This is a genomic window from Streptosporangium sp. NPDC051022 (assembly GCF_040683035.1).
GTDB lineage: Bacteria > Actinomycetota > Actinomycetes > Streptosporangiales > Streptosporangiaceae > Streptosporangium.
This window is the reverse complement of record NZ_JBFBCF010000014.1, coordinates 177,591-204,100: the sequence shown is the minus strand read 5'-3', so window position 1 is coordinate 204,100 and position 26,510 is coordinate 177,591. Positions and strand designations below refer to the sequence as shown.

At 74.1% G+C, this 26,510-nt stretch carries 18 protein-coding genes; 6 read left to right on the top strand and 12 right to left on the bottom strand.

What is annotated here, in order from left to right; translation table 11 throughout:
- Positions 1-38 precede the first annotated feature (38 nt).
- The 3 genes from AB0N02_RS23470 to AB0N02_RS23460 all read left to right on the top strand — a co-directional run bounded on the left by AB0N02_RS23470 (position 39) and on the right by AB0N02_RS23460 (position 3,656).
- Entirely contained in the window at positions 39-500 is a 462-nt protein-coding gene (locus tag AB0N02_RS23470; protein ID WP_363950161.1) for an Rrf2 family transcriptional regulator, read from the top strand.
- A 111-nt stretch (positions 501-611) separates the two neighbouring features.
- Positions 612-1,808, top strand: coding sequence for a globin domain-containing protein (locus tag AB0N02_RS23465; RefSeq protein ID WP_363950158.1), 1,197 nt, complete (start codon positions 612-614; stop codon positions 1,806-1,808).
- 387 nt (positions 1,809-2,195) lie between these two features.
- Positions 2,196-3,656: a nitronate monooxygenase gene (locus AB0N02_RS23460; protein WP_363950156.1), complete on the top strand. Its 1,461-nt coding sequence runs from the start codon at positions 2,196-2,198 to the stop codon at positions 3,654-3,656.
- A gap of 56 nt (positions 3,657-3,712) precedes the next feature.
- Here the strand turns inward: AB0N02_RS23460 and AB0N02_RS23455 are convergent, their stop codons facing one another.
- From AB0N02_RS23455 to AB0N02_RS23445, 3 genes are all read right to left on the bottom strand, one after another.
- Positions 3,713-6,244 carry a PEP/pyruvate-binding domain-containing protein gene (locus AB0N02_RS23455; RefSeq protein WP_363950154.1) on the bottom strand — a complete coding sequence of 844 codons (2,532 nt, stop codon included), beginning with the start codon at positions 6,242-6,244 and terminating at the stop codon, positions 3,713-3,715.
- On the bottom strand, positions 6,241-7,185 hold the full coding sequence (locus AB0N02_RS23450; protein WP_363950151.1) for a TetR/AcrR family transcriptional regulator: 945 nt from the start codon (positions 7,183-7,185) through the stop codon (positions 6,241-6,243). Before AB0N02_RS23450 ends, AB0N02_RS23455 begins: the two co-directional genes overlap by 4 nt.
- 125 nt (positions 7,186-7,310) lie before the next feature.
- A complete protein-coding gene (locus AB0N02_RS23445) occupies positions 7,311-8,279 on the bottom strand; it encodes an iron-siderophore ABC transporter substrate-binding protein (protein ID WP_363950149.1) in 969 nt (322 codons plus the stop codon).
- A 55-nt stretch (positions 8,280-8,334) separates the two neighbouring features.
- Here AB0N02_RS23445 and AB0N02_RS23440 point away from each other — a divergent pair, with 55 nt between their 5' ends.
- The 3 genes from AB0N02_RS23440 (at position 8,335) to AB0N02_RS23430 (ending at position 12,971) form a co-directional block, all read left to right on the top strand.
- On the top strand, positions 8,335-10,542 hold the full coding sequence (locus AB0N02_RS23440; protein WP_363950147.1) for an iron ABC transporter permease: 2,208 nt from the start codon (positions 8,335-8,337) through the stop codon (positions 10,540-10,542).
- Positions 10,543-11,703, top strand: coding sequence for an enterochelin esterase (gene fes / locus AB0N02_RS23435; protein ID WP_363950144.1), 1,161 nt, complete (start codon positions 10,543-10,545; stop codon positions 11,701-11,703).
- 65 nt (positions 11,704-11,768) lie between these two features.
- Positions 11,769-12,971 (top strand): amidohydrolase, encoded by a 1,203-nt coding sequence (locus tag AB0N02_RS23430; protein ID WP_363950141.1) that lies wholly within the window; start codon positions 11,769-11,771, stop codon positions 12,969-12,971.
- Here the strand turns inward: AB0N02_RS23430 and AB0N02_RS23425 are convergent.
- The 9 genes from AB0N02_RS23425 to AB0N02_RS23385 all read right to left on the bottom strand — a co-directional run bounded on the left by AB0N02_RS23425 (position 12,919) and on the right by AB0N02_RS23385 (position 26,499).
- Entirely contained in the window at positions 12,919-14,268 is a 1,350-nt protein-coding gene (locus AB0N02_RS23425; protein WP_363950139.1) for a DHA2 family efflux MFS transporter permease subunit, read from the bottom strand. The genes AB0N02_RS23430 and AB0N02_RS23425 overlap by 53 nt on opposite strands.
- Positions 14,269-14,279: 11 nt before the next feature.
- Positions 14,280-14,474: an MbtH family protein gene (locus AB0N02_RS23420; RefSeq protein WP_363950136.1), complete on the bottom strand. Its 195-nt coding sequence runs from the start codon at positions 14,472-14,474 to the stop codon at positions 14,280-14,282.
- Entirely contained in the window at positions 14,471-21,472 is a 7,002-nt protein-coding gene (locus AB0N02_RS23415; protein ID WP_363950133.1) for an amino acid adenylation domain-containing protein, read from the bottom strand. The genes AB0N02_RS23420 and AB0N02_RS23415 overlap by 4 nt, the downstream gene beginning before the upstream one ends.
- A gap of 32 nt (positions 21,473-21,504) precedes the next feature.
- On the bottom strand, positions 21,505-21,723 hold the full coding sequence (locus AB0N02_RS23410) for a phosphopantetheine-binding protein (protein WP_363950130.1): 219 nt from the start codon (positions 21,721-21,723) through the stop codon (positions 21,505-21,507).
- The gene (locus tag AB0N02_RS23405) at positions 21,716-22,363 is read right to left on the bottom strand and encodes an isochorismatase family protein (protein WP_363950221.1); all 648 of its coding nucleotides are present in this window, start codon (positions 22,361-22,363) and stop codon (positions 21,716-21,718) included. The genes AB0N02_RS23410 and AB0N02_RS23405 overlap by 8 nt, the downstream gene beginning before the upstream one ends.
- Positions 22,364-22,368: 5 nt before the next feature.
- Positions 22,369-23,874 carry an AMP-binding protein gene (locus tag AB0N02_RS23400; protein WP_363950127.1) on the bottom strand — a complete coding sequence of 502 codons (1,506 nt, stop codon included), beginning with the start codon at positions 23,872-23,874 and terminating at the stop codon, positions 22,369-22,371.
- Entirely contained in the window at positions 23,861-24,973 is a 1,113-nt protein-coding gene (locus AB0N02_RS23395) for an isochorismate synthase (protein ID WP_363950124.1), read from the bottom strand. The genes AB0N02_RS23400 and AB0N02_RS23395 overlap by 14 nt, the downstream gene beginning before the upstream one ends.
- 15 nt (positions 24,974-24,988) lie before the next feature.
- Positions 24,989-25,801 carry a 2,3-dihydro-2,3-dihydroxybenzoate dehydrogenase gene (locus tag AB0N02_RS23390; protein WP_363950121.1) on the bottom strand — a complete coding sequence of 271 codons (813 nt, stop codon included), beginning with the start codon at positions 25,799-25,801 and terminating at the stop codon, positions 24,989-24,991.
- 392 nt (positions 25,802-26,193) lie between these two features.
- On the bottom strand, positions 26,194-26,499 hold the full coding sequence (locus AB0N02_RS23385) for a hypothetical protein (protein ID WP_363950118.1): 306 nt from the start codon (positions 26,497-26,499) through the stop codon (positions 26,194-26,196).
- Positions 26,500-26,510 lie beyond the last annotated feature (11 nt).

Below are 26,510 nucleotides of genomic sequence, written 5' to 3'. Positions count from 1 at the left end.
CCGGGCGCTCACCTGGCGCGACCGCTTACGGTGAGGGCATGCGCCTGACCGCTTTCACCGACATCTCGCTCCGCATCGTGATGCGGCTGGCCGTCGCCGGCGACGGGGAGTCGCTCACGACCCGTTCGGTCGCGGAGATGCTGGCGGTGCCGTACACCCACGCGGCGAAGGCGGTCGCGCGCCTGGGCGAGCTGGGCCTGGTGGAGACCAGGAGGGGGCGCGGAGGCGGCCTGTGGCTCACCGGCGAGGGGCGGCGCGCGTCGGTCGGCGGCATCGTCCGCGCGCTGGAGGGCGAGGGCGACCTGGTGGGCTGCGAGGACGATCCGCCGTGCCCGCTGCGGGTCGCCTGCAGGCTTCGCGGGGCGCTGAGGGCGGCGCGGGAGGCCTTCTACGCCGCGCTCGATCCGGTCACCGTCGACTCCCTGGTGGCCTCGCCCACCGGACCCGCGCTCACCCTCCTGCTTCCCGGGACCTCCCAGGTGAAGGACCTTGGTCCCTAGGGGAGATGGCTTTTGACCCTCGGGTTCAGACCGAATTGTGAACTTTAATTTGCATATCAGATGCAAATTTGGTCTGGCTTTCCGCTCCTCAGCCCTCTCGTTGGAGGTCACGTGTTGTCCCCGGAGTCCGCCGATACCGTCCGCGCCACGCTGCCCGCTGTCGGCGCGTCGCTCGACGCCATCACCACGCGGTTCTACGCCACGATGTTCGCCGACCGCCCCGAACTGCTCGACGGCATGTTCAACCGTGGCAACCAGGCCAACGGTGAGCAGCGCAGGGCACTGGCCGGTTCCATCGCCGCGTTCGCCGTGGCCCTGCTGGAGCACCCCGAGGAGCGTCCCGACCGGCTGCTCGCCCGCATCGCCCACAAGCACACCGCCGTCGGGGTGACCCAGGACCAGTACGTCATCGTGCACAAGTATCTCTTCGGGGCGATCGCCGAGGTGCTCGGCGAGGCGGTGACACCGCAGGTCGCCGAGGCGTGGGACGAGGTGTACTGGCTGATGGCCGGCGCGCTGATCGCCCTGGAGGCCCGCATCTACGCCGAGGCCGGCGCCGAGGGCGGGGACACCTGGCGGAAGTGGCGCGTCACCGGGCGCCGCGAGGAGACGCCCGACGTGGTCTCCTTCCAGCTGAGCCCGCTCGGCGAGGAGCCGGCCCCGCCCGCGCTCCCCGGTCAGTACGTCAGCGTCCGGGTACGGATGCCCGACGGCGTCCACCAGCTCCGCCAGTACACGCTGTCGGGCGGGGAACGGGACGGGCAGTGGCGGATCACCGTCAAGCGGGTCCACGAGGACGGCGCGCCCGAGGGCGAGGTGTCCACCCTGCTGCACGAGACCGTGCGGGTGGGCGACGAGCTGACGCTGTCGGCGCCGTTCGGCGAGGTGACCCTCGAGGACGGCGACGCCCCGCTCGTGCTCGTCTCCGCCGGCATCGGCTGCACCCCGATGGCCGCGATGCTGGAGCACCTCGCCGCCACCGGATCCACCCGCCGGGTCCTGGTACTGCACGCCGACCGCTCCCCGGCCGACCACGCGCTCCGCCGGGACGTGGAGGGACTCGTCGGCGCGCTGCCCACGGCCGAGAGGGTCTTCTGGTACGAGGACGGCGCCGGTGACGACGCCCGCCCGGGATGGATGAACCTGGCCGACGTCGGGGTTCCCCAGGGGGCGGTCGTCTACCTGTGCGGCCCCCTGCCCTTCATGCGCGAGGCGCGCGCCCAGCTCATCAAGGCGGGAGTCGCGGCACGCGACATCCACTACGAGGTCTTCGGTCCCGACCTCTGGCTGGGCGACGAAGCCGCCTGACCGGGGAAGGCTCCCCGGGCGCCCACCGCCCACCGGCACCGGCCGGGTCCGCGTCGCGGCCGGCCGTACCGGCGCCGAGGAACATCCCCGGCGCGTTCCGGAACGGTGGGGCGGCGGCGCGGTGGAGCGGTAAGGCGGTGAGGCTGTGGCCGGCGACCTCCAGGGTCGCCGGCCACAACGCGTTGACCGACACCCGGCGCGGCACCGGCAGGTCCTCGCCCGCCGGCCCGAGGCAGGCGACCGCGGCCGGGACCGGAGGATGTGACCGGCGGCCCCGCCGCTTGAGGACTTTGGTCACTACGCCTCACCGCCGCCCGCCCGTTTGAATCATGTCGTGCGCATCAGGCCTGACAGGCCGCGCCGTCCCGCCGACAGGAGGTTCCCGCCTTGATTGCCGATCCCGCCCCCGCGGCCAGCGCGCTGCCCATGCTCATCCAGGGCGGCATGGGCGTCGGCGTGTCCGGATGGCGGCTGGCGCGGGCCGTCTCCGGCACCGGCCAGCTCGGCGTCGTGTCCGGCGTCGCCCTGGACGTCGTGCTGGCCCGGCGGCTGCAGCGGGGCGATCCCGGCGGCCACCTGCGCCGCGCCCTGGACGCGTTCCCCTTCCCCGAGGTCGCCGAGCGGATCTGGGAGCGCTACCACGTGCCCGGTGGCATCGCTCCCGGCCGGCCCTACCGGCCTGTGCCCAAACTCGGCCTGCGCCCGCACCGCGGCCGGACCGAACTGGCCGTGGTCGCCAACTTCGCGGAGGTGTTCCTGGCCAAGGAAGGGCACGACGGTCCCGTCGGCGTCAACTACCTGGAGAAGATCCAGCTGGCCACGCCCGCGGCGGTCTACGGCGCCATGCTCGCCGGAGTCGACTACGTGCTCATGGGGGCGGGCATCCCCTCGCAGATCCCCGCCCTGCTCGACGCCCTCGCCGCCCACTGGCCGGCCGAGATCACCGTCACCGTCACCGGCGCCGACTCGGAACAGCGCCACTCCACCGGCGTCGACCCGGCCACCCTGTACGGTCCCTCCCGGCCGCACCCGCTCGAACGCCCCCGTCTGCTGGCCATCGTCTCCTCCGACGTCCTGGCCGCCTACCTGGCCCGCAGGCCGGAGACGCGGCCCGACGGCTTCGTGGTGGAGGGCCCCACCGCCGGCGGGCACAGCGCCCCGCCTCGCGGCAGACTCCGGCTCGACGAGGCGGGTGAACCCCTCTACGGCCCCCGTGACCGGGCCGACACCGCCAAGATCGCCGCCCTTGGGCTGCCGTTCTGGCTGGCGGGCGGCTACGCCGGTCCGCGGGGCCTGGCCCACGCGCTGGCGGCGGGCGCCACCGGCATCCAGGTGGGGACCGCCTTCGCCCTGTGCCGGGAGTCCGGCCTCACCGAGGACCTCCGGCGCCGCCTGCTGTCCGGCGCCACCGGCGACACCCTGACCGTCCGCAACGACCCCGGCGCCTCACCGGCCGGATTCCCCTTCAAGGTGGTCGACCTGCCCGGCACCGCGGCCGGCGCCGACGTCTACGCCGCCCGCCCGCGCCTGTGCGACCTGGGGCACCTGCGCACGCCGTACCTCAAGGCCGACGGAGCGGTCGGCTACCGCTGCCCGGCCGAACCGGTCGACACCTACCTCCGCAAAGGCGGTCTCGAAAGCGACACGATCAACCGGAGATGCCTGTGCAACGGGCTGTTCGGCGCGATCGGGCTCGGGCAGAGCCGCGCGGACGGCTACGCCGAGCCTCCACTGCTCACCCTCGGCCAGGACCTCGGCTTCCTGCACGACCTGCCTCCCGACTACACGGCCGCCGACGTCGTCGGCCGCCTCCTCGGCGCGCACCGAGGCGAGCGGGCCGCCCCCTGAGCGGCCCGCCCCCTGAATGACCCGCCCCCTGAGCGGCTCACTCCTCCGAGCGGGCCCTACCGGTCGTGGTCCAGGGAGGTCAGGAGCTCGACGGTGCCGTGCTCGCCGTCGACCCGGATCCGGTCGCCGTCGCGCAGGCGCACGGTCGCGTTGCCCGTGCCGACCACCGCCGGGACGCCGAGCTCGCGCGCGACGATCGAGGCGTGTGACAGGGGCGCGCCCATGTCGGTCACGACGGCGGCGGCGCGGGGGAACATCGGGGTCCAGCCGATGTTGGTCAGCGTCGTGACCAGGATCTCGCCCGGGGCGAGCCGGTCGCCGTCCTCGGGACCGGCGATGATCCGGGCCACGCCCTCGACGACGCCGGGCGCGCCCGGGAAGCCGGTGATCGTGTCGCTCACCGGGATGTCCCCGCCCCTGGCGTCGAAGATGTCTCCGCGCCGCCCGGGGGAGGCGGCCCAGCGGACCGGGTCGAAGCGGCCGACGATCAGCGTGGGGTAGGCGGGCAGCGCGGCGTAGCGCTCGTAGGTCGCCCGCCTGACCGCCACCTCGGCCAGCGGCCCGTCGTCGCCGCGCAGGACGGTGACCAGTTCCTGGATCGACAGGAAGAACAGGTCGTCGCCGTGACCGGTGAGCACCCCGGCCCGCAGGACGAGGGCGCGCACCGCCCAGATGACGCGGATCACCTCGGATCGGGTCGTCTCCCGGTCGCGGACGGTCGCGTTCCAGCGCCGGATCCGCAGCCGCATCTTGGCGGCCTTGCCGGGATAGCGCTGCTCGAACCGTTTCCAGGCGGCCTCGCGCGCCTCCCGCTGGCGGTCGAGCAGGGCACCCGCGTGCCGCCGGTCGCCGGACATGCTCGCCAGCTGCGCGTCGATCCACCCCGGATCCTCGCCCGGCCTGGCGACGGAGACCTCGAACTCGTGCGCGCCGCGGTGCCCGTAGACGCGGGCGAACTCCTCCCGGTCGATCTCGCCCGCCGCGAGCCTCTCCAGGCCGACGATCGGCCCGAGGCTGGCCAGCTCCCCGTCGGAGCCGGCGCCGGTGAGCATGGCCTCCGCGTCGACCTCGCCCACCAGCCTGCGCAGCCTGTCACGGGTCCAGACCAGGGAGCCGCCGCCCTGGCGTCCGGCGGCCTCGAAGACCCGGCAGGCCTCGACGAAGTACGGCAGCAGCTCCCGCTCCCACAGATCGGCCAGCTCGCCCGGGGTGGCCGCGGCGGTGGCCCGCTCGTGCAGCGTCGTGCAGCGCTCCCGCGCGGTGGCCAGGAAGCCGGGCATCCTTTTCAGGTTGGCCGCCACCTTCTTCTGGATGGCGAAGCCGAGCGGCAGCACGCTCGCGATGATCCGCCAGCGCGAGGTGGGCAGCAGCGGCACGTCCAGGCCCGGCGGGAGCTTGCCGAAGACCTGCTCGGTCGCGCTGAGCCGCCCCTGCATGCCCAGGGCCCTGGCTATCGAGACCACGACGCTCAGGTTCATGTAGAACCGGCCGCCGATGTTGCCGACCAGGTCGAACCCGGGCAGGGCCGAGGCGGACATGGCCTCGTGGATGAAGATCTGCACGAGCGACCACGTGCACGGTGTCATCACGTCGGGAACGGCCTCGCCGAGGTTCGCGGAGGTCCACAGGTACTCGCCGGTCAGGCTGTCGTTCCACTCCTCGACCCGCCGCCCGAGCCCGGTGACAGGACGGGCCTGCACGATGAGGAACGTCCCGTCCCGCCTGGCCCACTCGACGTCCATGGCGGTGCCGTACAGCTCCTCGATCCGGGCGCCCAGCTCGGCGAGCCGTACGGCCTGCGCCCGGTCCAGCACGGCGGCGCGGCGCAGCTTCGGCGGCACCGGCTCCTCACGCGTGCCCTCGGGGGCGCGGACCGTCATGACGTCCTTCTCGCCGACGCGCTCCTCGACGATCTCGTGGCCGTCCCTGCCGACCACGACGGTGTCCGGGGTCACCAGGCCGCCGACGACGGCCTCGCCCAGACCCCAGGAGGCGTTGATCATCATCTGGTCGCGCGCGCCGGTGATCGGGTTCACGGTGAACAGGACGCCCGCCGCGTCCGCGGGCACCAGCTCCTGGACCACGACCGCCAGCGCCACCTCGTCCTGGGGGACGCCGTTGCCGGCGCGGTAGGCGATGGCGCGCGCGGTCCACAGCGAGGCCCAGCAGCGTTTGACCGCCCCCGGCAGGGCGTCGCCCCGGATGTTGAGGTAGGTCTCCTGCTGCCCGGCGAACGACATCTCGGGAAGGTCCTCGGCGGTGGCCGAGGAGCGCACGGCGACGGGCACGTCGTCGCCGAGCCTCGCGTACGCGGCGCGGATCTCCGCGGCGGTCCCCTCGGGCATCTCCCGGGCGGCGAACAGGGCCGAGATCCGCCGGGCGGCCTCGTCGGGGGACGCCTCCGCGACGGCCCGCATGATCAGCTCGTGCAGGCCGTCACGCGAGACGAAGTCCCGGTAGGCCTCCGTGGTGACGTGGAAGCCGCCGGGCACGGGCAGACCGGCGCGGGCCAGCCGGGACAGTGAGGCGCCCTTGCCGCCCGCCGTGGCGAGGTCGGCCGCGGGGTCGTCGAGGGGAAGGATCTTCATGGCGTGTTCTCCTGGGGGCCCGGCTCATGGACGGCGAGGCGTGGGGGACCCGGCTCCCTGACGCCGGGCTTCGGGACATCGGGCTTCCGGACGCCGAGCTCTCGGACATCGGGCTCGTGGACGTCGGGCTTCGGAACGTCGGGCTCTCGGACGCCGCTGCCCTGAACGCCGCTGCCCTGAACGCCGCTGCCCTGAACGCCGGGGTCCTGGATGCCGAGCGAGACGTGTAGTTTGCGCCGCGCGCTCTCCAGGGCGAGGTCGAGGAAGCGCAGGGTCGCCCGGGAGATCGCGCGGGCGTCGTCGGCGGAGACCGGGGCACCGGGCTCCAGCGTCCGGGCTCCCGCGTCGGCGAGCAGTTCGGCCAGCCGTTCGTCGGAGGGCCGGTAGTCCCGCGGCAGCATCCGCGAGACGATCAGGAACCCGTAGAGGACGGAGACGAGCGCGGTCACGCGCTCGGCGGGCGACAGGTCGGTGCGCAGGCCGCCGTGCGCCGCCAGCGCGTCCAGATAGCCTCCGAGGCCGTCGCGCAGGTCGTCGCTCACGCCGCCGTCGCGCTTGCGGCGGATGAGCTTGCCGAGCACCTCCGAGTCGCCGAGCACGCTCGCCCTCGTCAGCGGCTTGCGCATGAGCTCGGAGGCGAGCAGCCCCAGCAGGTCGCCGACCGTGCCGGGGCTCTCCTCGGCGCGCCGCCGTACCTCGGAGAGCATCTCCAGCCGCTCCCGGCGCAGCAGCGCGGCGAACAGCTCCTCGCGGGTCCGCCAGTGCAGGTAGATCGTGCCCTTGGCGATCCCGGTGTGCCGGGCGATGTCCTCGACGGTGGTCCCGTCGTAGCCCTGACGCAGGACCAGGCCCGTGGCGCTGTCCAGGATGCGGTGCGCCCGCTCCAGCCGCAGCGCGGCGTCCTGAGGTGGCCGTCCCGCCTTCCTGCCCCGTTGCTCCATGCTCCCGCCCCGAGCGCTCACAATATTTTGACCAGACGTCCTCGTTTGGTCATTTAATTGATAGCACGTCGCGGGGCGCCGCGACAGGGAAATCCGCCGGCGAACCGGCGGAGTCCGGGAGGGGGTCAGCCCGCCAGGGCCTTGACCAGGTCGCCGAGGACGACCCGGGCGGCGAGCGGGGCGCCGCGGGTGCTCCAGACGGAACCGTCGACCGAGACCACGTGGCCGTTCTCGACCGCCTTCAGCTCCTTGAAGGCGGGCGTCTCCTTGACCTCGGCGAGGGCCTTGTCCCCGTCGGCGGTGAGGGTGGACACGAACAGCCAGTCGCCGTCGATGTCGGACAGGGCCTCCAGGCTCAGCGGCATGGAGTGGGCGGTGCCGTCCTTGTCCTGGGCCTTGGGGCGGGTCAGGCCGAGGTCGGCGGCGACGAGCCCGGAGAACTGCCGCTTCTCCATCCAGCTCGGGCCCTGCGGGTTCCAGCGCACGATGCTCACCTCGGCGGGCTTGACCTTGCCCTTGGCCTCGGCGATCTCGGCGTCGTAGTCGGCGAGGACCTTCTTGGCCTCGGCGAGCTTGTTGAGCGTGTTGCCGATCCCCATGAACGACAGCTTCCAGTCGTCGGTCGGGGCCATGGTGACGACGGTCGCGGGGGTGATCTTGCGGAGCTGGTCGAGGACCTGCTGGTCCTGCATGTCCCCGGCGAGGATCAGGTCGGGCTTGACCTCCACGACCTTGTCGATCACCGGCTGGAGCAGGTCGCCGACCACGGCGATGCCCTGGACCTTGTCGGCCAGGTAGGCGGGCGGCCTGTCCATCCCCTGGCCGTTGGTGATGCCGACCGGGGTGACGCCGAGGGCGAGGGCGGCGTCGAGGTCCTCCTGGGTGAGGGTGACCACGCGCTTCGGCTCGGCCGGAATCTTGATCAGCGTGCCGGTCGCGTCCTTCACCTCGCGGGTCGCGGCGGCGGCCGGGGCGGCGGCGGGCGCCGCCGACGAGTTCGCCGACGGGGTCGTGGCGGAGGCGCCGCAGGCCGCGACGGACAGGGCGGCGAGCGCGGCGGCGAACAGGGCGCCGACCGTACGGAGGGGGGTCATGTGAACTCCTGAATTAATTAGGCAAGGCTTGCCTATTTTAGGTTAGCCTTACCTTATGTTTACCCAACCCCGGGCCTCCCGTCTGGTGTTCGGACTGTGCGCGGCGGCGGTCGCGGCCCTCGGCGCCGTCTCCGTGCTGACCGGGGCGGGCCGGGTCGCGCCGGGGCAGGTCGTCGACTACCTGCTCGGAGCCCGCGGCGACCACCACCTGGAGATGGTGGTCACCACGCTGCGGGTGCCCCGCACGCTGGCCGCGCTCGTGGTCGGCGCCGCGCTCGGCGTCTCGGGCATGCTGCTGCAGACCGTCACGCGCAACCCGCTCGCCGAGACGGGCCTGCTCGGGGTGAACTCCGGCGCCGCGCTGGGCGTGGTCGTGGGGATCGTCTACGCGGGCGCGCAGACCGGCGGCGCCTACCTGGTCTGGGCGCTCGGCGGCGCGCTGGCGGCCACCGGCGCCGTGCTGCTGATCGGCTCGCGGTTCTCCCCGCTCAAACTCGTCCTGGCGGGCGCGGCGCTGTCGGCCACGCTCACCGGGATCACCTCGGCCATGCTGGTCGCCGACCCCGTCACCTTCGACCAGTACCGGTTCTGGGTGCTCGGCTCGCTGGCGGGCGTCCCCATGGAACGCGTCCTGTCGGTCTCCCCGGCGATCCTGGCCGGGCTGGTCATCGCCGCCTTCAGCGCCAGGCCGCTGGCCGCGCTCGCCCTCGGCGACGACACGGCCGTGACCCTGGGGCACCGGCCGGGGCGCACGCGGATCACGGTGACCGTGGCGGTGACCCTGCTCAGCGCCGCCGCCGTCGCCGTGGCCGGGCCGATCGGGTTCCTCGGCCTGCTGTCCGGCTATCTGGCCAGGACCGTGATCGGCGCCGGGATCGGCCCTCGGATCGTGCTGTCCGGCCTGACCGGGGCCGCGGTCCTGCTCGGCGCGGACGTGCTCGCCCGGGTGATCATGCGCCCCTACGAGGCTCCGGTCTCGCTGCTGGTCGCCGTGCTCGGCGGGCCCGTGCTGATCGTGGTCGCCCGCTCCCGCGCCGTCGCCGCGGGCGCCGGTGACCTGTCGGCCGTGAAGGCCGCGCGGGGTGCCCGGGGGATCACCCGGGCGCCCGCGAGGCTGCTCGGCGCGTTCGTCACGGGACCGGGCGGACGGGCGGAGCCCGTGCCGTCCAGCGCGTCGCGGACGGCACGGGCTCCGGTACCGGCACCGTCCCCCGTCCCGCCGCCGAGACCGGTGCCGTCCGGCAGCCTGCCGGTACGGCTCGGCGCCTGCTCGATCCTGCTCCCGCCGCGCTCCGCCCTCGTCGCCGCCGTCCTGGCCGCGCTAGCGGGGGCGGCCACGGTGGTCGCGCTCACGGCCGGGCAGTCCGGAATGTCGGCGAGCCAGGCGCTGGCCGCCCTGCGGGGCCTCGGCGAGGGCGGGCACGTCCTGCTCGTCCAGGAGATCCGGCTGCCGAGGATCGTCGCGGGACTGGTCGCGGGAGCCGCGCTGGGACTGTCCGGCTGCCTGACCCAGGCGCTGGCCCGCAATCCACTGGCCACGCCCGACATGCTCGGCATCAACCAGGGCGCGGTCATCGCCATCATGCTCGGCGGCCTGACCTCCTCGGCGGCGACGCTCTTCGAGCACTGGTGGACCGGCCCGCTCGGCGCGCTCGTCGCGGCCGTGGTGGTGTTCGCCGTCTCCGGCGGGATCGGCACCCAGGGCTACCGGTTCATCGTCACCGGCCTGGCGATCACCACCCTGGCGGGCGCGCTGGTCCAGTCGCTCCTGGCCTGGCGCGGGCTCGGCTCGGCCACCGCGATCTACTCCTGGACCATCGGCAGCCTCGCCGGGCGCGGCTACCCGGTCGCACTGCCCGTCGCGGTCGGCCTGGCCGCGCTGTTCCCCCTCGCGCTGGCCGTCGCCCGGCCGCTGACGGTGCTCCGCTTCGGCGACGACGTCGGCGCCGGGCTCGGGGTGCGACCGGCGGTGATCCGGCTGCTCACCCTCGCCCTGGCCGTCACCCTCGCGGGCCTGGCGATCGGCGTCGGCGGCCCCGTCGCCTTCGTCGCGCTGGCCGCCCCGGTCATCGCCGCCCGCCTGTCCGGGCCCGCCCGGATCCCGCTCGTCGGCTCCCTGATCACCGGCGCCGCTCTCACCGTGGCCGCCGACACCGCCGGCCGTGTCCTGATCGACGGCGCCGAGATTCCGGTCGGCGTCGTGACGAGCATCCTGGGCGGCCCGTTCCTGCTGTGGACCCTGCTGTCGAACCGGAGGTCGTGAATGTCGTCCCAGCTTCCCAGGCTCCCCGAGCCCCCCGGAACCCACGGGTCCCCCGAGTGGAGGTGGGAGGCGGGGGATCCGATCACCCCGCTGATCGAGCCCGCCCCCACCCCGGGCAGGTTTCTGGTGACCTTCCTGTGGCGGGCGAGGTCCGCCGACGAGCGGGCGGTCGTGCTGATCAACACGCTGACCGACAAGGACCGCCACGCGGGCGACATCGGCGGCCACGTGATGCGCAGGGTGCCGGGCAGCGACGTGCTCCGCCTGACCTACGAGCTCGACGCGGACCTGCGGGCCGGTTACCAGATCCTGCCCTGCGCCGAGATCCCCGGCACCGACCGCGACTCCTGGCTGCGCGTCATGCTGACGGCGCTGCCCGACCCGGGCAACCCGGTCCGGCTTCCCGGGCAGCACGGCCGAAACCCCTCCTCCCTGCTCGAACTGCCGCAGGCGCCCGCGCAGCCGTACCGGGAGCGGCGCCCGGGCGTCCCCGAGGGGCGGATCCACCTCGGCGAGGTCGCGGGGCGGCGGATCTGGGTCTACACGCCACCGGGGCACGGCACGGGCCCCTGTCCGGTCGCGGTCCTCCTCGACGGCGACTCGTGGGCGGAGCTGATCGGGCCGACGCTGGACAACCTGATCGCCGAGGGGCGGATCCCGCCGATGGTCGCGCTGATGCCCGACGCGGTCGACAGGGAGAGCAGGCTCCGGGAGATGGCCTGCCACGAGCCGTTCGTCCGGCACCTGGCCGACGAGGTGCTGCCCTGGGCCGGACGCGAGTACGGGGTGACGGCCGATCCCGCGCTGACCGTCGTCGCCGGACAGAGCTTCGGCGGCCTCACCTCCTCGTACGCGGCGTTCGTCGCCCCGGAGCGGTTCGGCAACGTGCTGTCGCAGTCGGGCTCCTACTGGTGGAGCGACGAGGACCCGGAGTGGCTGACCCGGCGGTACGAGCGGGCGCCTCGCCTGCCGGTCCGCCTCCACGTCGAGGTCGGCAGGGGCGAGTGGATGCTGCTGGCCGAGAACCGCAGGTTCGTCCAGGTCCTGGCCGCCAAGGGATACGAGGTGACCCTCACCGAGTACAACGGCGGCCACGACCCGGCCTGCTGGCTCGGCGGCCTCGCCGACGGCCTCGTCCGCCTGACCGGGGGGTGGCGGTGACGGGGACCGGGACGGCGGCGGGCGAGGGGACGGGCGGGACGGCGACGGGAGAGAGGACGGCAGCGGTGCGGGACGTGACGGCGACGGGAGAGAGGGCGGACGCGATGGCGGCGGGAGGGGAAACGGCCGCGGTGGAGGGGACGGGCGCGGTGAAGGACGGGATCCGCGAGCGTGTGCTGCGGCACGCCGGCACGCTGGTCGGGCTGAGCCACCGCATCCACGCGCACCCCGAGACGGCGTTCGAGGAGCATCGGGCCGCGGAGTGGACCGCGGAGGTCCTGGGCTCCGCGGGGTTCGCGGTGACCGCGGGCGTGGCCGGGCTGCCGACCGCGTTCTCCGCCTCGTACGGCTCCGGCCCGACGACGGTCGCGTTCTGCGCCGAGTACGACGCGCTGCCCGGGCTCGGCCACGCCTGCGGGCACAACGTCATCGCCGCGGCCGCGGTGGGCGCGGGGCTGGCGCTCGTGCCGTTCGCCGACGACCTCGGCCTGACCGTGAAGGTGATCGGCACCCCGGCGGAGGAACGCGGCGGCGGCAAGGCCCTGATGCTCGACGCGGGTGTCTTCGACGGCGTGGACGCGGCGATGATGGTGCATCCCGGCCCGTTCGAGACCGTCAGGTTCCGCTCGTTCGCCCTCGGCACGCTCGACGTCGAATACCTCGGCCGCGCTGCCCACGCCACCCTGGCCCCGCACGAGGGCCGCAACGCCGCCGACGCGATGACCCTGGCCCAGGTCGCGATCGGGCTGCTGCGCCAGCACCTCCCGCCGGGCAGGCACGTGCACGGCGTGGTGACCGGGGCGGGCGAGGCGCCCAACGTCATCCCCGCCAGGTCGACGGCGAGCTACGAGATCAGGGCCGCCGCGGCGGAGGACCTCGCGGCCCTGCGCGCCCGGGTCGAGGCCTGCTTCACCGGCGCCGCGACGGCGACCGGCTGCGAGGTCCGCCTGGCCCGCCCCGAGCCCGACTACCTCGACTTCCGCGACGACGCCGGGCTGGCCGGGCTCTACGCGGCCAACGCCGCCGCGCTCGGCCGTCCGGCCCCGGTCGAGCGCGGACCGTTCGCGATGACCGACATGGGCAACGTCTCCCACGCGGTCCGCGCGATCCACCCCATGCTCGACATCGGCTCGGGAGACGCCGTTCCGCACGACGCCTCCTTCGCCGACGCCGCCGCGGCCCCCGTGGCGGACCGCGCGCTCATCGACGCCGCCGTCATGATGGCCTGGACGGCGGCAGATCTGGTCCGGAGTCCCGCGGCCGGGTGACCTCGGCCACCGCCCCCGCCAGTACGAGGGCCGCGGCGACGAGCATCGCGGCCCGGTAGCCCGAGGAGAGGGCCAGGGCGCAGACCCCCACGCCCAGCGCGCCGCCGAGCATGCGCAGCGACTGGAACAGGGTCATCGCCCGGCCCATCACCTCCGGGCCGATCCCGGCGAACGCCGAGATCTGGACCACCGTCACCGCCTGGCCGAGCACGAACCCCACGGCGAACATGACCGCCCGCAGCGTCCACGGGCCGAAGTCACCCAGGGCGAGCGCCGCGAACAGCGCTCCGCCGCCGAGCAGGCCGGCCGTGACCACCACCCGCTCGCCCAGGCGGGCGCAGACCCGGTCCACGAGGAACCCGGCCGCCATCAGCCCCAGCGCCTCGGGGAAGACCACCAGCCCGGCGTCCGCCGCCGACGCGCCCAGCCCGTCCTGGTACATCAGCGGGAAGACGAACAGCATGCCCATCAGCCCGGCCGCCGACAGGCAGGCCGTCAGGACGCCGCGCAGGAAGCCGCCGTCGGCGAGCAGTCCCAGGTCCAGCAGGGGCGAGGCGGTCCTCGGAGCCGTCCTGACCAGCAGGCCGACCAGTACGGCCCCGGCGACCGGCGCCGCCACGACCCACGGGGACGTCCAGCCGCGCACCGCCCCCTCCCCGAGCCCGAACATCAGCAGCCCGAACCCCGAGGCGGCCAGCAGGAGCCCGCGCAGGTCGAACCGGCCGGTCGTCTCCGGCGCCGGGGCGGTGGCGCCGACGGTCACGACGCCCAGGACCACCGCGGCCAGCCCGAACGGGACGTTGACGAGGAACGCCCAGCGCCACGAGAGGTGCTCGGCCAGCAGCCCGCCCAGGACCGGGCCCAGCGCGGGCGCCAGCGCGGTCGGCACCACGATGTACCTCGACAGGCGCATCCGCTCCTCGGGCGGGTAGGTGACGAACAGCAGCGTCATGCCGGCCGGGGTCAGCAGCCCGCCGCCCACCCCCTGCAGCACCCTGAACGCCACCAGCGACCCCAGGTCCCAGGCGACCCCGCACAGCGCGGACGCCACCGTGAACGCCGCCAGGGCGCCCAGGAACACCCGCGCCGCGCCGTACCTGTCGCACAGCCACCCGGCGGCCGGCATGGAGACCGACAGGCTGGTGAGGAAGGCGACCTCGACCAGGTTGGTCGCGGTGCCCCCCACCCCGAGGTCGGTCCCGATGATGAACAGCGCCGGGTTGACGATCGTCGCGTCCAGCCCGTTCATGCACATGGCCGTCACGTAGATCGCCAGCACCGCCGTTCTCGACGGCATGAGCCCCGTTCTCACCGGGACAGGCTCCGGGGCCGCAGGTCGGTCCAGTGGGCCGAGACGTAGGCGAGGCAGGCGGCGCGGGCGTCGGGGCCGAAGCGGGCCGTCCATCCGTCGGGGACCTCGGCGAACGACGGCCAGATGGAGTGCTGGCCCTCCTCGTTGACCAGGACGAGGAACTCGCCGTCGGGATCGTCGAAGGGGTTCACGCGTTCGGCTCCTTGAGTCGGGCCGAGACGATCGCGCCGATCTCGGCGATCGGTCCCGGCCGGGTCATGTCCTTGTGGCTGCAGGCCACGTCGTGGGCGTCGATGACGCCGGTGACGTGGGGCCGCCAGGTGTTGGGGGTGAGGGTGTCGTCGATCGTGTCGACGGTCGCGCGGAAGAAGAGCACGTCGCCGTCGAACACCCGGGTGTCCAGGCCGCGGACCAGGTGGTTGGTGTTCAGGTAGAGGTCCTTGAGCGACCCGAGGGTCTCGACGGGCAGGCCGGACAGCGGGCTCGCCTCGCGGCGCAGCACCTCGACGACCCCCTCCATCGTGAGCGCGGCGTCCGGCGTGAACCCGCCCATGGTGAGCAGCGCCTCCAGCGCCTCCGCCTCGTCGGAGACCGGCAGGTCCCGCAGCCCCTCGGCCGGGTAGGCGTCCAGGATCGCCAGCAGCGCCACCTTCTGCCCGGCCAGCCGCAGCTGCACGGCCATCTCCTGCGCGATCACGCCGCCGGTCGACCAGCCCAGCAGGTGGTACGGCCCCTCGGGCCGGATCCGCCTGATCTGCGCCACGTAGTCGGCGGCCAGTTCCCGCAGCGAGGTGGGCAGCGGGTCGTGGCGGGCCTGCAGGCCGTAGATCGGACGGTCGGGCACGTGCCGGATCAGGCCGCTGTAGCACCAGCTCAGCCCGCCCGCCGGATGGACGCAGAACAGCGGCGCCCCGGAGCCCGACTCGCGCAGCGGCAGCAGCACCGCCAGGGGGTCGATCGTGGCGCCGCCCTCGGCCAGCGCGGCGAGCCCGGCGACGGTCGGCGCCTCGAACAGCGACCCGATGGTGACCTCGACGCCGAGGACCTCCCGGATCCGCGCGACCAGGCGTACCGCGAGCAGGGAGTGCCCGCCCAGGTCGAAGAAACCGTCGTCGACGCCGACCCTCGGCAGGCCGAGGACCTCGGCGAAGAGCGCGCAGAGCGTCTCCTCGCGGGGGTTGGCCGGTGGCCGCCCCTCGGTGACCGCCGCCGTGGGCGCGGGCAGCGCCCTCCGGTCGAGCTTGCCGTTGACGGTGAGCGGCAGCGCCGCCATCCCGACGACCGCCGAGGGCACCATGTGCTCGGGCAGCGACCGGGCCGCGAACCCGCGCAGCTCGGCGGCGTCCGGCCAGGCCGCGCCCGGTGCCGCCGCCTCCGGTATCGCCGCCTCCGGCGCCGTGCCGTCCGGTGCGAGGGCGGCCGGCGTGGCGGTGTCCGGGGCGGTCGCCTCCCGCCCGGTTTCCCGCCCGTCGTCCGGGGCGGGACCGGCCGGGACGACGTAGGCCACCAGGCGCTTGTCGCCGGGCCTGTCCTCGCGGACGACCACCGCGGCCTGCCCGACCGAGGGATGCCGCAGCAGCACCGCCTCGATCTCGCCGAGCTCGATCCGGAAGCCGCGGACCTTGACCTGCTGGTCGGCCCGGCCCACGTAGTCGAGGGTGCCGTCCCGCCGCCAGCGGGCGAGGTCGCCCGAACGGTACATGCGCCCGCCGGGCGGGCCGTACGGGTCGGCGACGAACCGCTCGGCGGTCAGCCCGGGACGCCCGAGGTAGCCCCGGGCCAGGCCGTCGCCCGCCACGTACATCTCGCCGACGACGCCGGGCGGAACCGGCCGCAGGGCGTCGTCCAGCAGGTAGACCCGCAGGTCGGGGATGCCCCGGCCGACGAGGCTGCCCTCCCGGTGACCGGCGGACAGCGGCATGTGGGTGACGTGCACGGTCGTCTCGGTGATGCCGTACATGTTGACCAGCGACGGCCCCTCCGGCCTGCGGGCGTACCAGTCGGCCAGCCGGGCCAGCTCCAGCGCCTCCCCGCCGAACACCACGTACCGCAGCGCCAGGTCACGCCCGTCGTCGGCCGCGACCAGCTGGTAGAAGGCCGAGGGCGTCTGGTTGAGCACGGTGACCCGCTCGCGCTCCAGCAGGTCGAGGAAGTCCGCGGGGGATCTGCTCACCTCGTAGGGCACCACGACGAGGCGGCCGCCGTACAGCAGCGCCCCCCACAGCTCCCACACCGAGAAGTCGAACGCGTAGGAGTGGAACAGCGTCCACACGTCCTTGGGGCCGAACCCGAACCACGGGTCGGTGGCGCCGAACAGCCGGACCACGTTGTGGTGCGACACGAGCACCCCCTTCGGCCTGCCCGTCGAGCCGGAGGTGTAGATCACGTAGGCGGCGTCGCCCGGGGCGAGCGACCGCTCCGGGTCGTGGGCGGACCAGTCGGCGAGGTCGTCCAGCCACTCGGTGTCGACCACGCAGACGGGACCCGCGTCCTCGATCATGTAGTCGAGCCGGTCCCTGGGGTAGGAGGGGTCCAGCGGCAGGTAGGCCGCCCCCGCCTTCAGCACCGCGAGCAGCGCGACCACCAGGTCCGCCGATCTGGGCAGCGACAGCGCCACGATGCCCCCGGGGCCCGCGCCGTGCGCGAGGAGTTTGTGCGCCAGCCGGTTGGCCCGCGCGTTCAGCCCGGCGTAGGTGAGGTGGTCCACGGCGACGGCGCGCGGCGTGCGGCGGACCTGGGCCTCGAACAGGTCGGGCAGCGTCGGGCCCGGTTCGCTGACCAGGTCGCCGTTCCACTCCCTGAGCACGGTCCGGCGCTCGGCGTCGTCCATGATGTCGAGCGCGCCGATCGGCCTGGCCGGGTCGGCGACGGCCTGGGCCAGCAGGCGGGTCAGCCGTCCGGCGATGCTCGCGGCCGTCCCCCGGTCGAACAGGTCGGAACCGTACTCCAGGAACCCGGCCCCGGTCTCGTCGAGGTTCAGGGTCAGGTCGAACTTGGCGGTCCCGGTGTGCACCACCTCGACCCCCGGCGCCGGGGCGTTCTGGTACACGAGCATCACCTGGAACAGCGGGTGCCGGTTGCGGGACCGGGGCGGGTTGAGCGCCTCGACCAGCCGCTCGAAGGGCAGGTCGGCGTGGTCGAAGGCGGCGAGGTCGGCCGTCCTGACCCGCTCCAGCAACTCGCCGAAGGACGGGTCGCCCGAGGTGTCCGCTCGCAGTACCAGCGTGTTGACGAAGAACCCGACGGCGTCGTCCAGCGCGCTGTCGTGCCTGCCCGCGACCGGTGTGCCGATCGGGATGTCGGTGCCCGCGCCGAGCCGGGTGAGCAGCGCCGCGAGCGCGGCGTGCAGGACCATGAACACGCTGGTACGGCTCGCCCGCGCCAGCTCCTCGATGGCCGCGACCAGCTCGGGGGCCAGTCTGATCGGGACCGTCCCCCCTGCCCCGCTCGAAACCGGCGGTCTGGGCCGGTCGGCGGGCAGCTCCAGCTGGTCGGGCAGCCCCGCCAGGGCCCGCGTCCAGTGGGTGAGGTCGTTGTCCGGCAGGCCGAGCTGCCAGAGCGTGTAGTCGGCGTACTGCACCGGCAGCGGCTCGAACGCCGGGGCGGCGCCGGACCTCCTGGCCTCGTAGGCGGTGAGCAGGTCGCGCACCAGCGGCCCCGTCGACCAGCCGTCGCCGGCGATGTGGTGCAGGACCAGCACCAGCACGTGGTCTCCGGAACCGCGGCGCAGCAGGTGGGCGCGGAGCGGCGGTTCGGCGGCCAGGTCGAACCCGCGCCGCGCGATCGTCCGCATGGCCACGGCCGGGTCGTCGGGCTGCCAGACCGGCAGGGGGACGGGACCCGGATCCAGGATGTGCTGCCTGGGCGTGCCCTGCTCGTCGGGGAAGACCGTCCGCAGGATCTCGTGCCTGGCCACGACGTCGCCGAGCGCCTCCCGCAGGGCGTCGCGGTCCATCGGGCCGGACAGGCGGATCGCGAGCGGGATGTTGTAGGTCGGGGTCCGCCCCTCGATCCGGTACAGGAACCACAGCCTCGCCTGGGCGGACGACAGCGGTATCGGTGTGGGCCGGGGGGCGGGCCGTAGCGGCGGCCTGGCGGCCTGGCCCGCGGGCAGCCGGGCGACCAGCCCGGCCGCCGTGGGCACCTCGAAGATCGTGGCGATCGGCATCCGGACGCCGAAGGTCTCCTTGACGCGCACGGCCAGCCGCGCCGCGAGCAGCGAGTGGCCGCCGAGGTCGAAGAAGCCGTCGTCCGCCCCGACGCCGGGCACCCCGAGGACCTCGCGGAACAGCTCGCACATCGCCCGCTCCTGCGGGCCGCGCGGCGCGCGGCCACGCCGTACGGCCGTGCCCGGGTCGGGCAGGGCGGCACGGTCGAGCTTGCCGTTCGGCGTGCGCGGCAGCGCCTCCAGCCACATGACCGTGGCGGGCACCATGCCCGGGGGCAGACTGCCCGCGACGAACTCCCGCAGCTCCGCCGTGCCCGCCGCGTCCGGTGTCGCGGGCGCGGGTTCGGCCCGTACCGCGTAGGCGACCAGGCGGTCCCCGCGGACGGCCACCGCCGCCGCGGCGACACCGGGATGCCGTTCCAGGACGGCCTCGATCTCGCCGGGCTCGACGCGGATCCCGCGCACCTTGACCTGGTCGTCGGTGCGCCCGAGGAGTTCGAGTCCCCCGCCGGGCGTCCAGCGGGCCCGGTCGCCGGTCCGGTACATGCGTGAGCCGCCGGGCCCGGCCACGAACCGCTCGGCGGTCAGCGCGGGCCGGCCGAGATAGCCGCGCGCCAGGCCGTCGCCGGACAGGTACAGCTCACCCGCGACGCCGGGCGGCACCGGCCGCAGGGCGTGGTCGAGCACGTGCGCGCGGGTGCCCGAGGTCGGCCCCTGCCGGCCGTCGCCGAGCCAGGTGTAGGCGTCGACGGTGACCTCGGTCGGGCCGTAGTGGTTGACCGCCAGGGTGCGCTCGCGCAGCCTCCGCCAGAGCGGCTCGGGCACGGCCTCGCCGCCGACCACCACGATCCCCGGAGGCGCCGTCATCAGGCCGGGCATCTCCTTCAGGTGCGAGGGGGTCAGGTCGAGGTAGTCGACGGCCTGCTCGCGGACGTAGGCGGTCAGCGCCTCGGGGTCGCGGTAGGTGTCGTCGTCGAGCAGGTGCAGCTCGTGCCCGCCGAGCATCCACAGCAGCGGGTCCAGCGAGGCGTCGAACGAGAAGGACGCGGTGTGCGCCACCCGGAGCCGCCTTCCGGCGGGGAACAGCCGTTCGCGGTGGGAGGCGAGCAGGGCCGCCAGACCCCGGTGGGTGGCCACCACGCCCTTGGGCAGCCCGGTCGATCCCGAGGTGTAGATGATGTAGGCGGCGTCGTCGGGCTCCACGGGCACGGGAGCGGACACGGCGGTGGACACGGCGGTGGACACGGCGGCGGGCACGGCGGCGGGCACGGCGGCGGGCACGGAACCGGTGGCCGGGGGTGTCTCCCGTTCGGCCGGCCACTGCGGGGTGACCACGATCGAGGGCCGCGCGTCCGCCAGCATGAACTCCCGCCGTTCGGCCGGATAGGCCGGGTCGATCGGCAGGAACGCGGCACCGCTGCGCAGTACCGCGAGCAGCGCGACCACCAGGTCGGCGGAGCGGGGCAGCTCCAGCGCGACGATCCGCCCGGGGCCCGCGCCCTCCTCGGCCAGCCGCAGGGCCAGCCGGTCGGCCCGCGCGGCCAGCTCGGCGAAGGTCAGTGTCTGTCCGGCGCACCGCAGCGCCACCTCGCCGGGGGTCAGCCGCACCTGCTCGTCGAAGCTCTCGACGACGGTCCTCGGCGTGCCGCCGCACTGCGGGGCGCGCCCGGCGGCGGGGAAGGAGACGGCGGAGGAGGCGGCCAGGGCGGCCTCGTCCTCCTCGGTCAGCAGGGACAGACGGCCGACGGGGGTCTCCGGCGGCGTGGTGGCCAGGGCCGTCAGCAGCCGCGCCAGCCGGCGGGCGTGCGCGGCGAGCGACTCCTCCGAGTAGAGGGCGGCGTTGCCGTCGAGTTCGAGGGTGAGGCGGTCGCCGTCGAGGAGCAGCGCGACGGCCAGGTCGTCCACCGGCCCGGCGGCGAGGTTGTCGACCGTGGCGCGGGCGCCGCCGAACTTCACCTCGGACGTGAAGGGCTTGATGTTGAGCAGCGGCCCGAACAGGGCCCGCGAGGTGCCCGACAGGCCGAGTTCGCGGCGGAGCTCCTCGATCCGGTAGCGGGAGTGCCTGCGGGCCTCCGCGACCCGCCGCGCGGCCTGGCGGACGAGGTCGCCGAGCGGGATGCCGGGGCGCACGTCGAGCCTGAGCGGGAGCACGTTGACCGCCAGGCACGGCACCCTGAGGGCGGCTCCGGAGCGGTTCATCAGCGGCAGGCCGATCAGGACGTCGGTGGCCCCGGTGAGCCGCCCGAGATAGACGGCCAGCCCGGCCGCGGCCACGTCCGCCCAGGTCGCCCGCGCCTGCCGGGCGAGCGGATCCCAGTGCCCGGTGGCCGGCAGCTCCGTACGGTGCCGCAGGACCTCGCCGGCCGACATCGCGGGCAGGCCGGCGAGACCCGCGGGTTCGGGGATCGCGCCCTCCCCGGCCAGCCGGTCGAGCCAGTAGGCCCGGTCCCGGGCGTGGCGCTCCGAGGCCAGGTAGGCCTTCTCCTCCTCCAGCACGGGCAGCAGGCCGCCGAACGGCCCCGGCCCCGGAGGAAGGCCGTCCAGCAGCGCGTTGTAGATCTCCGCGACCCGGCCGACCAGCATCGACAGCGCGTAGGCGTCGATCAGGATGTGGTGCACCCGCATGTACCACACGAACCGGTCGTCGGCCAGACGCAGCAGGGCGTGACCGGACAGCGGCCCGGCCACCACGTCGACCGGCGTCCCGACGTCGGCGCGCATCCAGGCGTCGGCGGCGGCCCCGGGGTCGGGCCGGTCGCGCAGGTCCAGGAAGGCGATGGAGTCGCGCAGCGAGTCCGTCTCCGGCAGGTACTGGGCGGGCTCCTCGGTGAAGCGCAGGCGGAGCGGCTCGGCCTCGGCCAGGCAGCGCCGCAGGGCGCGTTCGAACAGGGCCGGGTCGACGGGGCCGTGGACGTCGATCCGGTCGGCGGTGTTGTAGACGGGGTTGCCGGGATCCAGGCGCTGGGCGAACCAGATCCCGGCCTGGGCCCCGGTGAGCGGGAAGGCCTCGGAGGTCGTCATCCCGGCACCCGTCCCCGTACTCGTCCCGGCACTCATCCCAGCAGCTCCGCCCAGGCCGCGATGGTCGGCCTCTCCACGAGCTCGGGGAAGCCGACCTCGACGCCCTCGCGGCGGCGCCGCTCGATCAGCGTCATCACCCTGATCGAGTCGAGTCCGGCCTCGACGAGGTCGTCGTCGAATCCCAGCTCCTCCGGCTCCAGGTAGAGCAGTTCGGCGATCTCGGCGCGCAGCCGTTCGGCGGCCTCAGACACCGGCCACCTCCGCCGAGAGCGCGCGGCTGACCTGCCGGGTGGTGACGGTGACCGCGCAGCGCTCGGCGGCGTAGGTCAGGGCCATCCGGTGGTGGTCGAGGGAGAAGTCCGCCACGGCGTCGGCGACCACGAAGGCCTGGACGTCGCGCATGAACGCCTCGCAGGCGGTCATCAGCACGCCGATGTGCGCGTAGACGCCGCAGACGATGAGCTGGTCACGGCCCTGCTCGGCCATCAGGTCGGCCAGGGCGGTCCGCTGGTAGGCGCTGTAGCGCCACTTGGTGAGCAGCACGTCGCCCTCGCGGGGCGCCAGCTCGTCGGTGATCATGGCCTCCCGGGGGTCGTGGCCGATGCCGTCGCCCCAGAAGTCGAGCAGCAGCCCGCGCTGCTCGGTGCTCTGCCCGCCGGGCTGCGCCGAGTAGACGACGGGCACCCCGAGGTCGGCGCAGCGCTCGCGCAGCGCCAGGACGTTGGACATCAGCTCGACCGTCGGCGACTGGCCCGCGGGGAAGGCCCGCAGGAAGTAGTTCTGCATGTCGTGGACGAGCAGCACGGCGCGGTCGGCCTCCGGACGCCACTCGACCCGGTTGACCGGCAGCTCGACCGGCATCGGGTAGGGCTGGATCGAGGGGATCGCCATGATCGTCATGTCCTCTCACGTAGGTGGCGCTTGCTGACCTTGCCGACCGCGGTCTGCGGGAAGGCGTCGACGAACTCGAAACGGTCGGGGATCTTGAAGGCGGCGATGCCGCGGTCGCGAAGGAACGCCCGGAGCGCGGCCTTCGAGGGCGCCTCGCCCCGGCAGATCACGTACGCGCAGGTGCGCTCGCCGAGGTAGGGGTCGGGGACGGCGACCACGTTGGCGTCGTGGATCGCCGGATGGGCCAGGAGGTGGTTCTCCACCTCCTCGGCGGCGATCTTGTCGCCGCCCCGGTTGATCTGGTCCTTGGCGCGGCCCTCGACCACCAGGTGGCCGGTGGGGGTACGCCGGACGATGTCGCCGGTCCGGTAGAACCCGTCGGCGGTGAAGGCGGTCCGGTTGTGCTCCTCGGCCCGCCAGTAGCCGCGGATGGTGTACGGCCCGCGGGTCAGCAGGTGGCCCGTTTCGCTCTCGCGGTCCTCGTCGTCCACGACGAGGATCTCGTCGTCGGGTGAGATGGGACGGCCCTGGGTCGAGACGATCACGTCCTCGGGGTCGTCGAGCCTGGTGTAGTTGACCAGTCCCTCGGCCATGCCGAAGACCTGCTGCAGCGTGCAGCCCAGCTCGGGGCCGACCCGCTTGGCCGCCTCCCGGCTGAACTTGGCCCCGCCGACCTGCAGCACCCGCAGGCTGGACAGGTCGTGCGCGCCCGCCGCCGCGGCGTCCAGCCAGACCAGCGCGAGCGGCGGGACCAGCGCGGTGATGGTGACGCGCTCGCGTTCGATCAGCGGGAAGCAGGTGCCGGGGCTGGGGTCGGGGGCCAGGACGGAGGCCGCCCCGGCGCTGAGCGCGCCGAAGACCCCGGGGGAGCTCATCGGGAAGTTGTGCGCGGCGGGCAGCGCGCACAGGTAGACGCTGTCCGGGGTCAGCCCGCAGATCTCGGCGCTGGCCCGGAAGCTGTAGATGTAGTCGTCGTGGGTCCGGGGGATCAGCTTGGGCAGCCCGGTGCTGCCGCCCGACAGCTGGAGGAATGCCACTCCGGCGGGGTCGGGCTCCGGCAGTTCGACGGGGTCGGCCTCGGGTAGCTCTCCCAGCACGAGCGCGGGGGTGTCCGGGGCGAAGGCCCGGTGGCCGTCGTCCGGGCAGACGTAGGCGGCGGCCTCGGTGAACGCGCAGAAGTAGGAGATCTCCGCCGAGCGGTGCGCGGGCAGCGCGAAGACCGGCCACGCGCCGAGCCGGAACAGCGCGAAGCAGACCTGGTGGAACTCGGGCACGTTCGGCAGCTGCACGACGACCCGGTCGCCGGGCCCGATGCCGAGACCGCGCAGCCCGGCGGCGAGCCGGTCGGCCCGCTCGTCCAGGTCGCGGTAGGTCCACCGGGCCGAGGGGGAGACCAGCGCGGGGCGCTCGCCGTACCGGGCGGCCAGGTCGCGCAGCATGCGCCCGAAGGTCTCGCCCCGCCAGTGGCCCGCGGCCCGGTAGCGGGCGGCGACGTCCTCAGGCCAGTGCATCGGGGCTCACCCCCAGCGCCCGCAGCATGGTGCGGAACTTGGCGGAGGTCTCGGCCAGCTCCCGTTCGGGGTCGGAGCCGGGCACGATGCCCGCCCCCGCGTACAGCCGCAGCGTGCGCTCCTCGATCGTGGCGCAGCGGATGGTCACCGCCCACTCGCCGTCGCCCGCCGCGTCGGCCCAGCCGACCATCCCGGTGTAGAAGCCCCGGTCGAACGGCTCCAGCCGCTCGATCGCCAGCCGGGCCTCGGTCTCGGGCGTCCCGCACACCGCCGGGGTCGGGTGCAGCGCGGCGGCGAGGGCCAGGACGGAGACACCGGGGTCGCGCAGCACGCCGGTGACGCGGGTCGACAGATGCCACATCGTCTCGGTCGACGTCAGTTCGGGCGCCGCGGGCACGTCCAGGTCCGCGCAGTACGGCCGCAGCGCGTCGGTCACGGCCGCGACGACCAGGCGGTGCTCGTGCCGGTCCTTGGCGGAGGAGGCCAGGGCCTCGGCGCGGCGGCGGTCCTCGGCGGGGTCGGCGGAGCGGGCGGCGGAGCCCGCCAGGGGGTTGGCGACGACCGTCCGGCCGTCGCGGGAGACGAGCAGTTCGGGGCTGGCGCCGATGAGCGTGTGGCCGCCGGGCAGCGGCGCGGCGAAGGAGTAGCCGTGGCCGAGGAGGGGACGCAGCAGCTCGCGCACCTCGATCGGGTCGTCCGAGCCGAGTTCGAGGGTCCTGGCGAGGACCACCTTTTCGAGGTGGCCCGCGTCCATGGACTCCAGTGCCTGCCGTACCGCCTTCGTGTAGTCCTCGGGCGCGGGGACGGGGCGTACCCGCCAGCCGCCGCGCGGCGACCCCGCACCGGGCTCCAGCGGCTCCGACCAGGTCGCGGCCTGGGGGACGACCAGGTGGGCCGTGCCGTCGAACCCGATCGCCCCGGCCGCCACGCCGTCCGGGCCGAGCGCGGCGGCCACCCGGTCCGCCAGTCCGCCGAGGTCGCCGCCGACGACGGTTTCGACGCCGTGGGTCAGCAGGGTACGGCGGGGAGAGGAGAAGAGCACCGACCCGCCGTGTTCGTACCCGGCGAGCGGATCAACGACGGTTGTCAGCGAATGCATCGAGGTCCAATCTGGTCAGGCGCGGAGGGTCGCGCCGCCGTCTACGAAGAGGTCGTGCATGGTGATGTGCCTGGCCCGCTCGGAGGCGAGGAAGAGCACGGCGTCGGCGATGTCCCCGGGTTCGGCGACGCGGCCCAGCGGGATGCCGACCCGGAAGGCGGCGGGGTCGCCGTGGAGCGTGGCGCTGTGCGCCTCGTCCGGTTCCCTGCCCTCCCACAGCGCCCGCAGCATGGAGGTGTCGGTCGATCCGGGGGAGACCACGTTGCAGCGGATGCCGTAGGTCGCCAGCTCCAGGCCCAGGCACTTGGTGAACATCGCCGCGGCCGCCTTGGAGGCGGCGTAGGCCGCCATGCCGATCCTGGGCACCGCGGCGGCGTTCGACCCCACGGTGATGATCACGCCGCGGCGTCTGGGGGCCATCCGGCGGGCGACCGCGCGGGAGGTGTGGAACACGCCGTCGGTGTTGACCGCGAACGTCTGCCGCCACCGCTCGTCCTCGGTCTCCTCGGCCCGGCCGGGCAGCAGCACCCCGGCGACGTTGACGAGGATGTCGATCGGGCCGAGATCCCTCTCCACGCGCTCGACGGTCTCCTCGACCGCCCGGGGGTCGCGCACGTCCATCGAATACGGCACCGCGTACGGCACCAAGTACGGCACTGCGTACGGCACCGAGTACGGCACCGTGCCCGCGGGCCCTCCCGGCCGCCCGATCCGCATGTCGGCCGCCGCGACCCGCGCCCCGGCTCCGGCCAGGGCCTCGCAGACCGCCGCCCCGATGCCCTGCGCGGCCCCGGTCACCAGGGCCACCCGGGTTCCGATCCCGTCCACTTTGTATGCCTTTCGGGCAGGATATATGGGTTAGGTAAGCCTTGCCTAATTTTAGGTAAGCCTTACCTAATTTGATGTGTCTGTGGTGATCTGTCAAGTGGCGTGGAGGGAAGCGAAAGGTCCCGGCGGCTCAGGGGGTACAGCGGGGTCCGGGAGGACGGCCGTCGTGAACATCGTGAAAGTCGTGAACATCATGAAAAACGGCCACCGAATGGCCGCGGGCGCGTCTCGTGCGCGCCCGGCGGCCACTCGGTGGCCGTGCTCGGGTGACCTCGGGGGGGCCGGATCGGGGCGATCGGCGGAGCTGGCCGGATCGCCGGGGTCCGGCGTGACACGAACGGCCCCGGCCGGGTGGCCGGGGCCGTTCGCGCGGATGCCCTTCCGGGCCTTCCTCAGCGCTTGTTCACCCGCAGGGAGATGATCGTCCCCGGGGGGATGTAGGCCGTGGAGGTGGCCCCGGCGGGCTGCCACGGTCCCACGTTGTAGACGTAGCCCACGGAGGGGTTGGCGTGCAGGACGGTGATGGCGACCTGGTGCTGCCCGCTGCCGGAGGGGCAGTAGCTGGAGGCGTAGGACCCCGACACCGAGACCGTGCAGTTCTCGGGGGCGGCGTGGGCGGTGGAGGCCCCGGCCGCCAGGAACGCGCCGGCGAGCAGGGTGGTGGCGGAGAGGGCGAGCGCCCGGGTGCGTGCTTTCACGTGTGCTTCCT

Bases quoted from the DNA above. Each gene is read 5' to 3' on its own strand.
- AB0N02_RS23470 (WP_363950161.1), top strand. From the start codon at position 39: ATGCGCCTGACCGCTTTCACCGACATCTCGCTCCGCATCGTGATGCGG.
- AB0N02_RS23455 (WP_363950154.1), bottom strand. From the start codon at position 6,244: ATGAAGATCCTTCCCCTCGACGACCCCGCGGCCGACCTCGCCACGGCG.
- AB0N02_RS23450 (WP_363950151.1), bottom strand. From the start codon at position 7,185: ATGGAGCAACGGGGCAGGAAGGCGGGACGGCCACCTCAGGACGCCGCG.
- AB0N02_RS23445 (WP_363950149.1), bottom strand. From the start codon at position 8,279: ATGACCCCCCTCCGTACGGTCGGCGCCCTGTTCGCCGCCGCGCTCGCC.
- AB0N02_RS23440 (WP_363950147.1), top strand. From the start codon at position 8,335: ATGTTTACCCAACCCCGGGCCTCCCGTCTGGTGTTCGGACTGTGCGCG.
- fes (WP_363950144.1), top strand. From the start codon at position 10,543: ATGTCGTCCCAGCTTCCCAGGCTCCCCGAGCCCCCCGGAACCCACGGG.
- AB0N02_RS23425 (WP_363950139.1), bottom strand. From the start codon at position 14,268: ATGCCGTCGAGAACGGCGGTGCTGGCGATCTACGTGACGGCCATGTGC.
- AB0N02_RS23415 (WP_363950133.1), bottom strand. From the start codon at position 21,472: ATGACGACCTCCGAGGCCTTCCCGCTCACCGGGGCCCAGGCCGGGATC.
- AB0N02_RS23405 (WP_363950221.1), bottom strand. From the start codon at position 22,363: ATGGCGATCCCCTCGATCCAGCCCTACCCGATGCCGGTCGAGCTGCCG.
- AB0N02_RS23400 (WP_363950127.1), bottom strand. From the start codon at position 23,874: ATGCACTGGCCTGAGGACGTCGCCGCCCGCTACCGGGCCGCGGGCCAC.
- AB0N02_RS23395 (WP_363950124.1), bottom strand. From the start codon at position 24,973: ATGCATTCGCTGACAACCGTCGTTGATCCGCTCGCCGGGTACGAACAC.